General features: G+C 56.8%; 11 protein-coding genes. 6 read left to right on the top strand and 5 right to left on the bottom strand.

Features of this window, described 5'->3' with window-relative positions; genetic code table 11:
• The first annotated feature begins 23 nt into the window (after window positions 1-23).
• Together WJU22_RS20965 and WJU22_RS20960 are read left to right on the top strand one after the other, a co-directional pair.
• On the top strand, window positions 24-1,361 hold the full coding sequence (locus tag WJU22_RS20965) for a TolC family protein (RefSeq protein ID WP_341840125.1): 1,338 nt from the start codon (window positions 24-26) through the stop codon (window positions 1,359-1,361).
• 24 nt (window positions 1,362-1,385) lie between these two features.
• Window positions 1,386-2,825 carry an MFS transporter gene (locus tag WJU22_RS20960; protein ID WP_341840124.1) on the top strand — a complete coding sequence of 480 codons (1,440 nt, stop codon included), beginning with the start codon at window positions 1,386-1,388 and terminating at the stop codon, window positions 2,823-2,825.
• Between the two features lie 77 nt (window positions 2,826-2,902).
• On the opposite strand, the gene WJU22_RS20955 is transcribed toward WJU22_RS20960, so the two are convergent.
• The 3 genes from WJU22_RS20955 to WJU22_RS20945 all read right to left on the bottom strand — a co-directional run bounded on the left by WJU22_RS20955 (window position 2,903) and on the right by WJU22_RS20945 (window position 4,980).
• Window positions 2,903-3,955 (bottom strand): sialidase family protein, encoded by a 1,053-nt coding sequence (locus tag WJU22_RS20955; RefSeq protein WP_341840123.1) that lies wholly within the window; start codon window positions 3,953-3,955, stop codon window positions 2,903-2,905.
• A 62-nt stretch (window positions 3,956-4,017) separates the two neighbouring features.
• The gene (locus tag WJU22_RS20950; protein ID WP_341840122.1) at window positions 4,018-4,491 is read right to left on the bottom strand and encodes an SRPBCC family protein; all 474 of its coding nucleotides are present in this window, start codon (window positions 4,489-4,491) and stop codon (window positions 4,018-4,020) included.
• Window positions 4,492-4,500: 9 nt separating this feature from the next.
• Complete coding sequence (locus tag WJU22_RS20945) at window positions 4,501-4,980, bottom strand: hypothetical protein (protein WP_341840121.1); 480 nt, start codon at window positions 4,978-4,980, stop codon at window positions 4,501-4,503.
• Between the two features lie 177 nt (window positions 4,981-5,157).
• Between WJU22_RS20945 and WJU22_RS20940 the strand changes: the two genes are divergently transcribed.
• The 3 genes from WJU22_RS20940 to WJU22_RS20930 all read left to right on the top strand — a co-directional run bounded on the left by WJU22_RS20940 (window position 5,158) and on the right by WJU22_RS20930 (window position 8,590).
• Entirely contained in the window at window positions 5,158-6,459 is a 1,302-nt protein-coding gene (locus WJU22_RS20940; RefSeq protein ID WP_341840120.1) for an O-acetylhomoserine aminocarboxypropyltransferase/cysteine synthase, read from the top strand.
• A gap of 110 nt (window positions 6,460-6,569) precedes the next feature.
• Complete coding sequence (locus WJU22_RS20935) at window positions 6,570-8,099, top strand: M60 family metallopeptidase (protein ID WP_341840119.1); 1,530 nt, start codon at window positions 6,570-6,572, stop codon at window positions 8,097-8,099.
• A gap of 53 nt (window positions 8,100-8,152) precedes the next feature.
• The gene (locus WJU22_RS20930) at window positions 8,153-8,590 is read left to right on the top strand and encodes a nuclear transport factor 2 family protein (protein ID WP_341840118.1); all 438 of its coding nucleotides are present in this window, start codon (window positions 8,153-8,155) and stop codon (window positions 8,588-8,590) included.
• Between the two features lie 19 nt (window positions 8,591-8,609).
• Here the strand turns inward: WJU22_RS20930 and WJU22_RS20925 are convergent, their stop codons facing one another.
• Window positions 8,610-9,179: an NAD(P)H-dependent oxidoreductase gene (locus WJU22_RS20925; protein WP_341840117.1), complete on the bottom strand. Its 570-nt coding sequence runs from the start codon at window positions 9,177-9,179 to the stop codon at window positions 8,610-8,612.
• Window positions 9,180-9,272: 93 nt separating this feature from the next.
• Here WJU22_RS20925 and WJU22_RS20920 point away from each other — a divergent pair, with 93 nt between their 5' ends.
• Entirely contained in the window at window positions 9,273-9,641 is a 369-nt protein-coding gene (locus WJU22_RS20920) for a winged helix-turn-helix transcriptional regulator (protein WP_341840116.1), read from the top strand.
• Window positions 9,642-9,713: 72 nt separating this feature from the next.
• Here the strand turns inward: WJU22_RS20920 and WJU22_RS20915 are convergent, their stop codons facing one another.
• Window positions 9,714-11,453: a RagB/SusD family nutrient uptake outer membrane protein gene (locus WJU22_RS20915; protein ID WP_341840115.1), complete on the bottom strand. Its 1,740-nt coding sequence runs from the start codon at window positions 11,451-11,453 to the stop codon at window positions 9,714-9,716.
• Window positions 11,454-11,467 lie beyond the last annotated feature (14 nt).

Raw genomic sequence — 11,467 nt, 5'->3', positions numbered from 1 at the left:
CATCATATCCAAATAATCCAATCATGAAACTGATAACATACATCATACCCTTGCTGCTGCTGGCGGTTGGCAGCCGGGGACAGGCGGTAAGAAAGATGAGTCTTTCCGAAGCCCTGTCGCTCGCCGCAACGGCCAACCGGCAGGTGCAGATACAAACGCTGGAAGAGGCGCGCCAGCAAAGCGTGACCCGCGAAGTGCGCAGCCAGCTCCTGCCCAGCGTGAATGCAGGCGCCGGGTATCAGCATTACTTCGACCGGCAGGTGATTTTTCTGCCGGGGTATTTCGCCGGAACGACGAAACCGGTGCAGGACGTGGCCGTTGGCGGGAAGAACGCTGTCAACGGGCTCATTTCCGCCAGCCAGCCTTTGCTGAACGAAACAGCGAGGCGGCAAACGAAAGCCGCGCTGTACGACGAGCGCATCCAGCAGGAAAAATCCGCCGAACTGCAAAGCGCCCTCGGCGAACAGATTTCCATCACTTATCTCGATATGCTGTTCATGCAGTCGCAGATCGGATTGCAGCGGCAAAGCCTCGCCAGGAACGAGAAGGCGCTGGCTGATACCCGCTCGCTCTATGCACAGGGCAGAAGCCTGAAAGCCGATACCCTGCGGGCTTTCATCTCCGTTGAGAATCTCAGGTCCTCCATTTCCTATCTCGATAATCAGGTCGAAGTAACGGGCATCCGGCTGAAGCGGCTCATCGGGCTCGATGAGGCAGACGTCATCGCCCTTACCGACAATCTCGGTATTTCCGGTGAAGATGCGGGCGCTTCCGAACTGGCGCAGGCGCAGGCAACGGCCGCGCAAAGCCGCAACGATATCGCCATCCGTAAGCTGACTGTCGAAAAAAGCCAGGTGGCGCTTGCCGTCGCAAAATCGGAACGTATCCCCAAAGTGATGGCGATCGGGCAATACCAATTGCAGGCGCAGGCAGATAATGTGAAACTGGGTCAATATGTGTGGCCGCGGACGTCGTTCATCGGCGTGCAGGTAGCGGTGCCGGTATTCAACGGCAACCGCGTCAAATCGCAGATCAGCCAGGCGGCCATCCGCGCCAAACAGGAAAGCATCGGGCTCGACGATCTGCATCGTTCCGTGAAGGCGGAAATCGCGGCGCTCGTTTCGCAGCGGCAGGAAGCGGTGCGGCAATTGGCCATACAGCAGCGAACGGTGGAGCTGGCGGAAGTCAGTTATGCGATGATGGACGAGCGTTACCGCAACGGGCTCGGCACGCGGCTGGAGCTCACCGACGCGGAGCTTGCCCTCACACAGTCGAAAATCAACTACCTGCAGGCGATCTACCGGCACAAGGTGGTCCAGGTACAACTGCGCCGCGCGCAGGGCCTGCTGCAATTACAATAATCCTTTACCACTCAAATACGAAATATGCTTACTGAAACCGTACAATCGCCCAAACAGGCGCTTCCCTATAAAAAACGCTGGTCTGCCCTCGCATTGCTTTGCACCGCCCAGTTCATCGTCATCATGGACACTTCGATCATCGGCGTGGCGTTGCCTGCCATCAAAAGCGACCTGGGCTATTCGCAGTCCGGCCTTCAATGGATCTTCAATGCGTACGTGATCGTGTTCGGTGGGTTCCTGCTGCTGGGCGGCCGGCTGTCTGACCTGTTCGGCGCGCGGAAGATTTTTATGTGGGGATTCGCCGTACTGTCTGCCGCGTCCTTGCTGGCGGGCATGGCCTGGTCGGAAGCTTCGCTGAACATCGGCAGGGCTTTGCAGGGCCTGGGTTCCGCGCTGATCGCGCCATCGGCGCTCACATTATTGCTCACCAAATTCACCGATCCCAAAGAGCTGAACAAGGCCCTGGGGTTCTGGGGCGCAGCGGCCGCAGCGGGCGGCTCGGCGGGCGTGTTCCTGGGTGGCGCCATCACGCAATGGCTGTCGTGGGAATGGGTGTTCCTCATCAACATTCCCGTGGGGCTGATCGTGCTGGTATTAAGTCCGTCGCTGTTGCTGAAAGGCGCCCACCGCAAAGGGAGCATCGATTTTTCAGGCGCCATCCTGGCCACGGCGGCGTTCGTTATCATGGTTTACGCCATCGTGGCGGCGGAAGGGAATGGCTGGAGCTCCGCGAAAACCTGGGGGCTGCTCGCGTTTTCCGTGCTGCTGCTGATCGCGTTCATCGTTTTGCAGAAAACGAAGAAAGAACCGCTCATGCCGCTGTCCATTTTTAAAGCGTTCAACCTTTCGGCCGGCAACATCGTAATGGCGTTGATGGCCGCGGCCTGGATCCCATTGTGGTTTTTCCTCAATCTTTATTTACAGCAGGTGTTGCAGTTGCCGGCGTTCAACAGTGGACTGGCATTGCTGCCCATGACGGTTACGATCATGATTTTCATGATGGTCATTACCGGGAAACTGATGGGCAGGTTCGGGATCAAGCCGAATCTGGTAGCGGGTTTGCTGGTATTGAGCCTTTCGTTGCTCATTTTCAGCGTGGCGCCGGTGGACGGGAGCTTTATTATGCATGTGCTGCCGGCGTCGTTGCTGGGCGCCATCGGGATGTCGCTGGCGTATATTCCGGGAACGGTGGCATCGATTTCGGGCGCGCGGCCCGAGGAGTCGGGCCTGGCATCCGGCCTGGTCAACACCAGTTACCAGATCGGGTCGGCATTGGGCCTGGCGGTGATCGTCGCCATTTCTTCTGCGAAAACGGGCAGCCTGAAATTGTCTGGAGAAGGGGATGTTGCGGCATTGAACGGCGGTTTCCAAACGGCGTTCCTCGTGGCGGCGGTGATCAGTTTCGCCGGCGCGATCGTTGCGGCCGCGGGCATTAAAAAAGCACCGCAGCCTGAAAATAACTAACAGTTGAAAGTTGATATAGCAGAATATCGAAGGCGGCGCCGTTCCCGGCGCTGCCATTTTTTTACGTGAAGCCCGGTTTATTCCGCAGTGAGCGGGGCGATCCGCATCATGCAGTAGCGGATGTTTTTCCGGTCGGCGGTGTAGGTGATATGGATGAGCCCGTCTTTCCCCTGGATCACCGCGGGGTAGCTGAATTCGCCTTTGTCGCCGTTTTCGAGCACGGCCGCATCTTTCCAGTTGATGCCGTCGCGGCTGATGGCCACATACAGTTTGGCGCGCCCTGCAGACCAATTGCCGCCGCGCACGGCGGGGTTGTACACGATGAGCTTGTACCCGTTGTCCAGCGTCAGCGCATCCGTCCCGGAATTGGGATTCGGCAGCTTCGTGGCGGTTACGGGGCTCCAGGTTTTACCGTTGTCGGCCGACCAGCTCTGCACCACATGATCGTTTTTGCTGCGGCAGAGGAGTTGCAGGCTATCGTGCGGATACCGTAAAATACTGGGCTGTATCGCCTGGAAAGTATCGTTCGGTATTTCGATGCGCGACCAGTTGCCGCCGTTCTTATCCGATTTTTCGAGATGTATTTTCCAGATGTTTTTATCTACGCTTTCGGTACTGGTAGGGTAGAGGATGTCGCCGTTCTCCAGTTGGAAAGGTTTGTTTTTGATGGGGCCGAGCATGCCATCGGGCAGCCGTTGCGGTGCAGACCAGGTTTTTCCGTTGTTGGACGAGCTCATCATCATTCCCCACCATTCACGCGGATTGGGGCCTACTTTGTAATACAGGAACAGTTTTCCGGCTTTGGTGCGGAACAGCACGGGGTTCCAGGAAGGGTAGCGGGTAGATGCGTCGACCACGCCGTTCACCAGTTCTTTCGGTTGGCTCCATTCGCCGTGCTGATAGATGGACGTCCAAATGCCGACGTCTTTTTTACCTTCCTCGGTGCCGCCGAACCAGGCTGCCATGAGCCTTCCTTTGTCGAGCTCCACGATGGTGGACGCGTGGACTTCGGGCACGGGGGGATTTTCCATGATAAAAATGCGGGTGTGCATCTGCGGCACCAATTCCTTCTCCTGGGCGCGGGCCGCGGAGCAGGCGAGGAGGGACAAGGCCAGTAGGGAACGGAACATACGATCAGTTTTCATGAACTAAGACCCATGAAAATAGGCAATATCTCGGGAAAATGCCAGCATTATGCCCCGTTGTTTCCGAAGAGCGTGTCCACGGCGGTGGTCCTGAAGCGGAAAAGGCCTTCCAGCTGGCGTTGCACGAAGAGGGAATTGGCCACGTCGCCCAGCCAGCCGAGGGGAATGCGGTAATGTACGATGTCGGTCATGAGCGTGCCATTGCCCTGTTGCTCGAAATGGTGCTGGTGGTGCCAGAAACTGTAGGGGCCGAAACGCTGCTCGTCGATGAACATGCGGCCCTGTTCTACCCGCGTGATTTCGGTCATCCAGTAGACGGGAATGCCGAGAACGGGTTTGAGGCGGTATTCGATGATCTGCCCTGCATAAATCCGCCCCTGGTGAGGCTCACTGGTGACGGTGAACCCCATTTGGGGCGGCGTGATGCGCCGGAGGTTGGACGGGTCGCTGAAAAAATCCCAGGCGGCGTCCAGGCTTACCGGTAATAATTGCGATTTACGGATGCGGTATGTGCGCGACATACCGTAAATCTAACACAATAACGTCAAAACCGATTGCCCGGGGACCCAGGAAGTGGTGGACGCATGCAGGCGGAAGGAGGCCATCAGCTGCCCCTTCGGCAGCTCGTTGGCGGAATAGACGAATGAAACGTTCTGCTGGCGGAGCTGGAGGATCTCCTTCACGGGGATCACCATGCCCGACTGCTTGCCTTCGGCATTGGCGAAGGCCCACTCGCGCAGGGTTTTCCCCTTCGCATCGCGCACCACCACCTTACGGTCTGTCCCGATACGGCCGCAATGGCTGTAATGGAATGTCAGCTTATCGTTCAGATTGCTTTCATCCAGCGGTAATTCATCGATCGTGATCTTCTCGCTGAGCCACTTTTCAACGATCAACTTGTTGTTGAGATACACTTTGAACGAATCTGACCCGCCACCGGCGTACAGCGAGGCGATGGTAAACAGGCCGGCCAGGGTGGCAAGGGCGCTGAACAGGAATTTGTGTTGCATGGGTAGGATTTTAGAATGAGGAAATATCGTTGCCCCAAAACACGCAAATCCACGCCAGTCGCGCAAAAGCCTTTGATGTACCGTTCCATCGGCTTGACGAACCGTTATTTTTATGGTTGTTTTATTTTGATATTAGAAATAGTCTAGCTACTTTGTAGACTACAAAAAGCATACATCATGTCAAACAACTCCTTACGATTTGAGACGCTTCAAGTCCACGCAGGCTACCAGCCAGACCCCGTTACCCATTCGGCAGCCGTTCCCATTTACCAGACTACTTCCTATACGTTCGAAGATGCGGGCCATGCGGCAGACCTCTTCCAGCTGAAACAGTTCGGCAATATCTATACGCGTATCATGAACCCCACCACCGACGTCTTCGAGAAGCGCATCGCCGCGCTGGAAGGTGGTGTGGGCGCGCTGGCGGTGGCTTCCGGCCAGGCGGCGCAATTCATCGCCCTGCACAACATCCTGCTCCCGGGCGATAACTTCGTGACCTCTTCGTACCTCTACGGCGGTACCTATAACCAGTTCAAAGTGAGCTTTAAAAGGATCGGTGTGGAAGCGCGTTTCGCGGACCTCGACAATCCCTCCAGCTTCGAAGCCCTCATAGACGGCCGTACCAAAGCCATTTACGTGGAAACGATCGGCAACCCCGGCTTTGCCATTCCCGATTTCGAAAAAATCAGCGCCATCGCGAAGAAACACGACCTCCCGCTGGTGGTAGACAATACCTTCGGCGCAGGCGGATACCTTTTCCGCCCCCTGGAGCATGGTGCCAACATCGTGGTGGAAGCCGCCACCAAATGGATCGGCGGCCATGGCAACAGCATCGGCGGCGTGATCGTAGACGGCGGGAATTACAACTGGGGCAACGGCAAATTCCAGCAGTTCTCCGAGCCGGACGAAGCCTACCACGGCATGAAGTTCTGGGAAGTGTTCGGCTCGCACAGCCGCTTCGGCAACATCGCCTACATCATCCGCGCAAGGGTGACGGGCCTCCGCAGCTGGGGACCCTCGCTGTCGCCGCAGAACGCCTGGCTGTTCCTGCAGGGCCTGGAATCCCTCAGCCTGCGGGTAGACCGCACCATCCAGAACACCCAGGCGCTGGCGGAATGGCTCCAGCAGCAGCCCCAGGTGGAATTCGTGAACTATCCCGGCCTGCCCGGCAACAAATACAACGAGCTGGCGAAGAAATACCTGAAAAGAGGCGCCGGCGGGGTATTGTCGTTCAAGGTGAAAGGCGGAAAGGAAGCGGCAGACACGCTCGTGCAAAGCCTGGAGCTCATCTATCACCTGGCCAATGTGGGCGACAGCAAAACGCTCATCATCCATCCCTCCACCACCACGCACCAGCAGCTCAGTGAGGAAGAACAACGCAAGGCAGGCGTTGAGCCCGGCCTGTTGCGCATTTCCCTCGGTATCGAGCATATCGACGATATCAAGGCCGACCTGGCGCAGGCATTCGCAAAAATCTAGCTGTAATACAAACAAGGAAAGTCCGGCCGCCGAAAAGTGGCCGGCTTTTTTTTGCCGTTCATCCGGAAAATCCGGAATGGAAATGGCCGGCAATGTATATTACCTGAAAGATGACTACTCTTATGATCAGGCAATCCACTATCAGCTGCGCCCTTATGCTGGCCGCGCTGACGGCCGGGGCGCAACAGCTCGCGCCCGGCAACATCCTCATTACACCCGAAAACCGGCTTTCCGTAAAGGACAAAGACATGCGCAATGCGATCCGCGACTGGAGCAGGGAGCAACTCGCTTCCACCAACTACGCGAAGATCGTTGCGCACCCTTCGGCTGCGGTGTTTCCCGGTAGCGTAGACAAAAGCGCGGCGCGGGTAACGGAAACCGTTTCCATCACGCACAACAGGATCAGCGACGCGCTGGCGCCCGTGGTGGCCACGCTGCATTATTCCCAACCCTGGCGCAACAACATGTACAGCACCGGATTATACGCCGTGGCGGGGGAATACATCGAGGTAACCGTTCCCGAATCGCTTATCGGTAAAGACGTGAGCATCCAGATCGGCGCGCATTCAGACAACCTCACGCGCTGGGTGGCCGGTGGGGAAGACTGGCGCCGGATGCCCGACATCGTGCGGGTAGACACGGTCCGCAAAAAGACGACCCGCATCGCATCTCCTTTCGGCGGCCTCATTTACATCACCGCATCGCCCAAATCCGATTCGTGGACGGCCGACGTGAAAATCGCCCGGGCCGTGAAAGCCCCGCTCTTCATCGCCGGAAAAACGACCGCGGAGCAGTGGAAGCAGCAACTCGCCGCCAGCAAGGCGCCCTGGGGAGAACTGGCCACCGATAAGGTCATCCTCACCATTCCCGATTCCATCCTCCGGCAGGTGAACGATCCTGAAAATGTGCTGAAGCTCTGGGATCTGATCGTGGGCGGCGAAATGGAGCTCGCGCAGATCCCGCAACCCTATTACCGGCCGCAGCGCATGGTGATAGACGAGCACATTGGCGGAGGGTTCATGCACAGCGGATATCCGATCATGATCCATCATTCGCCTTCGAGCAGGATGCTTTCCGCCGACGTGATCGCCGATCCGGCGAAGCTCATGAAAGGCAGCAAAGGCGGCGCCAACTGGGGTTTCTTCCACGAGATCGGGCACAACATGCAGAATAACGACTGGGTATTCGGCGGCACCACCGAAGTAAGCTGCAATTTCTTTTCGCTGTATATGTTCGACCGCCTGCTCGGTGGCCGCGACGATGCGCATACCGGTGTTTCGAACGACGAAACCCAGAAAGCCATGAAAAATTATTTCGCGGAGGGGCCGGCTTACCAGAAGTGGCAGCAAAGCCCTTTCCTGGGGCTCATCATGTTCCGCCAGCTGCAGGAAGCATTTGGATGGGAAACATATAAAAAATTCTTCCGCGAATACCAGGCCCTCGCCATCGCCGACCCTTCCGGGGAATATGCGCGCGGCGATCAGAAGAAGCGCGACCTCTGGGCCAAAACCTTCTCGAAAGTAAGCGGCCGCAACATCGCACCATTTTTCGAGAAATGGGGCATTCCCATCAGCGACGACGTGGAAAAGGAACTGGCTTCCCTCCCCGGATGGATGCCGTACAACTTCCCGCCGCAGTAAATTTTTAATCGGAGAATTCGTATTTTGATGGGACTTCCACCAATATGAAAACGATGAAAAAAATTGTATCCCTGCTGGCGCTCGTGGCTTTCAGCCAATTGAGCCAGGCGCAATCCAAAGACGAACAAGACGTAGCTGCTGCCGTGCTGAAGCTGCGGGAAGCGATGGTTTCGGCCGATAAGTCGGCCCTGGAATCGCTCACCGCGCCCACGCTCACCTACGGCCATTCCAACGGCCGGATCGAAAACCAGGCCGAGTTCGTGGATTACCTCGTGAGCGGCAAAGGCGACTTCGTCACGATAGACCTTTCCAACCAGACCATCATCATGAACGGCAATACCGCTATCGTTCGGCATACGCTCCAGGGCGATACGGCAGATGGCGGAAAGCCCGGTAAAGTGAACCTCTACGTGATGCTGGTGTGGGCCAAATCCGGCAAGCAGTGGAAACTGATCGGCCGGCAGGCCGTGAAAGTTCCGCCCGCATCCTGAGCCGGCTGTAATTTTATCTTCATGCCCGTTCCTGCACTGCCGGGGACGGGCATTCTGCTTTCAGCGATTCCAGGAACCCCAGGAAAGGCGCCACACTGGCTTCCACCCATTCGTCGGACGCATTTTGTTCCATGTCGTAGTACACGTAAATGCCCTTGTAATCGGCGTGGATGTACTGGAAGGTGAGCTCGAACGGGGTGGTGAGCGTTTCCATGGTGTATTTGTATTTGCCCTCCGGGCGATAGCCTTCTTCTCCGATGCCCGCCGTGATGGCCAGCGCCATTTTCTTGCCGCCCAGTTTGTACCCGCTGGATTTACCATAGGCCCAGCCGTAGGTCAGCACTTCGTCCAGCCATTGTTTCAGCAGCGGCGGACAGTTGAACCAGTAAAAAGGGAACTGGAATACGATATGGTCGAACCGTTCGAGCAGTTCCTGTTCTTTGTTGACGTCGATCTTGCCGTCCGGGTACACTTCGTACAGCGAATGCACATGGTATTTTTCCGGGTGTTTTTCCAGTTCGGCGGTCCATCTTTTGTTGATGACGGATTTTTCGATGGTGGGGTGGGTTACGATCACGAGTGTTTTCATGTTACTGTTGATTTGTGATTACAAAACTAAAGCAGGTAGCGATGATTATGTATATTGCAATCCAATTGTGCGGTACTATAAAAAAAGTAAGTAATGACCAGGATCAAGGAAACTTCGACCAATTACGCCAACAAGAAAATGATGGAAGACTGGTGCCCGGAGGTGTATGCCGCGAGCATCATCGGCAATCAGTGGTCGCTGGCGATCTGCTGCTTCCTCATTAACGGCAAGATGCGGTTCAGCGAGCTCCGCAAGAAGATGCCAGGCATTACCGAACGGATGCTCACCATCCAGCTGCGGCGGTTGGAAGAAAACGGGGTGGTGACGCGGAAGGTGTATCCGGAAGTGCCGCCGCGCGTGGAATACGAAATGACGGCCATCGGAAAGCAGCTCAAAACGATCACGGAAGCCCTGGAAGCATGGGGCCTCGCGCACAGGCGGTTGCAATCAAAATCCAAATAACGAAACTGAATAACGAAAAAAGACCGGCTCCCTTTCGGAGGCCGGTCTTTTTTTATGTTGGAAGGGAAACTGCTAGTATCCCGGGTTCTGGACCATGGCGGTGTTTTTCATGACTTCGGCCATGGGCAGCGGGAAGAAGTAGTGGAGCGACTGGAACACCCGAATGGGGTTCTTGTCTACAGGCAGCTCCGCATACGTCCACTGATTGTCTGCCACCTTGGTGATCATGAGGCGGTAGATGGTGGTGTTGAGGTCTACCGGTGCCGTTTTCCAGCGGCGCACGTCCCAGAAGCGGGAGTCTTCCAGGCAAAGTTCCACTGCGCGCTCGTTCTGGATCACACTGGTCCAGTAGGCTTTGTCGCCCGAGGCTTTGAGGCCGTACCGTCCATCGCCGCCGGGCTTGATGCCGGCGCGTTTGCGGACCATGATGATCTTTTCCGCGGCTTTCTCGAACTGTCCTTCTTCGATGGATGCTTCCGCATACATGAGCAGGATGTCTGCATACCGGATGATGGGCATCACGCGGTCTGTCTGCGACCCGCCGTTGCCGGTGGTGGCTTCGCTGCAGAACTTGCGGAAGAACATGCCGGTGTACACGAGGCTGGCGTCTACGCCATCGGTTTCCGCGCCGATGTGGGTCCAGATGGGGACGGCGGTGCTGCTGGCGTTGGTGCGCCATTTATCGCCGTTGTTGAGGATCGTGTATTTGAACCGGGGATCGCGGTCTTTGAAAGGATTGGCGGGGTCGTACCCGGAATTCTGATCGGTGATGGGCAAACCGTTGTTCATCCCGAAACGCTTGGCGGCGTTGAGGCTGGGGCATCCGTTCACGTTGCCGTTGCGGGAGCGGGGGAGGAAGTTGGCTTCCATGGTGCGGTTCTGACCGGCCATCGCAGGGAAAATGAATTCGCTGTTTTTACGTTCGATGAACAGGTCGTAGAAACCCTTTCCTGCCGTACCGTTTTCCACCAGAGAATACCATCCGGTGTTGATGAGCGCTTCGGCCGCTTCGCGTGCGGTCGTCCAGCGTTCGGGCTTGTTGTCCATATAACCCACCAGCGGTTTCTGCGCTGCGGAGGCGATGGATTCCTGTCCGCCGTTATACAGCTTGCTGGCCGCATTGAGGAGGATGCGGGCCTTGAGGCCCATGCAGAAGCCTTTGTTCACCCGGCCATAATCTTCCGGGCGTTGTTCGGTGGGCGCTACCACGAGATCGGCCGCTTCATCCAGCTCTTTCACCAGGTAATCGATACAGTCTGCGTACGAAGCGCGGGGCTCCAGGATGGTATCGTCGAGGGTATAGAGCTTGTCGCCGATGAGCGGCAGGCCGCCGAAGTGTTGCACCATCGTCCAGAAGTACCAGGCGCGGAGGAATTTCACTTCACCGAGCAATTGGTTTTTGGTTTCTCCGGCCAGCGGCAGCTTGCCGAAATTCTTCAGGAAGGTATTGACGCGGCGGATGTTGTTCCATCCGTTGTTGTAGACTTTCTCGTAAGGCGTGGTGCGCGTGGCGTTGAGCGTGCCGATCATGAGCGGCACCCAGGCCTGCGTAGCGCCGAAGAGGCGGGAAACGGACTCGTCAGACCCCTCGGCGAGGCTTCCCCCGTTGCCATACCGGCTGTTGAAGGAATTGGCGCCCAGCTCGCTGTAGATAGACGTCACGAACGCCATCGTCCTTACGCTGTCGCCGAAGGTCAGTTCTTCGTTCAGGGAACGCACTACCGTGGGGTCGAGCAGGTCTTTCTTCGCGCAGGATGCAAGCAGGCCCGCGCTGGCCACGGCGGCGAAACAGTATTTATAAATGCTTTTCATGTGCTTCCGGTGTT

Origin of the sequence: Chitinophaga caseinilytica, assembly GCF_038396765.1 — a bacterium.
GTDB lineage: Bacteria > Bacteroidota > Bacteroidia > Chitinophagales > Chitinophagaceae > Chitinophaga > Chitinophaga caseinilytica.
This window is presented reverse-complemented; position numbering and strand designations above follow the sequence as displayed.

What these genes read in the sequence shown, in the direction of transcription:
- WJU22_RS20935 (WP_341840119.1), top strand. Translation starts at nt 6,570, where the DNA reads ATGACTACTCTTATGATCAGGCAATCCACTATCAGCTGCGCCCTTATG.
- WJU22_RS20920 (WP_341840116.1), top strand. Translation starts at nt 9,273, where the DNA reads ATGACCAGGATCAAGGAAACTTCGACCAATTACGCCAACAAGAAAATG.
- WJU22_RS20915 (WP_341840115.1), bottom strand. Translation starts at nt 11,453, where the DNA reads ATGAAAAGCATTTATAAATACTGTTTCGCCGCCGTGGCCAGCGCGGGC.
- WJU22_RS20965 (WP_341840125.1), top strand. Translation starts at nt 24, where the DNA reads ATGAAACTGATAACATACATCATACCCTTGCTGCTGCTGGCGGTTGGC.
- WJU22_RS20925 (WP_341840117.1), bottom strand. Translation starts at nt 9,179, where the DNA reads ATGAAAACACTCGTGATCGTAACCCACCCCACCATCGAAAAATCCGTC.
- WJU22_RS20930 (WP_341840118.1), top strand. Translation starts at nt 8,153, where the DNA reads ATGAAAAAAATTGTATCCCTGCTGGCGCTCGTGGCTTTCAGCCAATTG.
- WJU22_RS20950 (WP_341840122.1), bottom strand. Translation starts at nt 4,491, where the DNA reads ATGTCGCGCACATACCGCATCCGTAAATCGCAATTATTACCGGTAAGC.
- WJU22_RS20945 (WP_341840121.1), bottom strand. Translation starts at nt 4,980, where the DNA reads ATGCAACACAAATTCCTGTTCAGCGCCCTTGCCACCCTGGCCGGCCTG.
- WJU22_RS20940 (WP_341840120.1), top strand. Translation starts at nt 5,158, where the DNA reads ATGTCAAACAACTCCTTACGATTTGAGACGCTTCAAGTCCACGCAGGC.
- WJU22_RS20955 (WP_341840123.1), bottom strand. Translation starts at nt 3,955, where the DNA reads ATGTTCCGTTCCCTACTGGCCTTGTCCCTCCTCGCCTGCTCCGCGGCC.
- WJU22_RS20960 (WP_341840124.1), top strand. Translation starts at nt 1,386, where the DNA reads ATGCTTACTGAAACCGTACAATCGCCCAAACAGGCGCTTCCCTATAAA.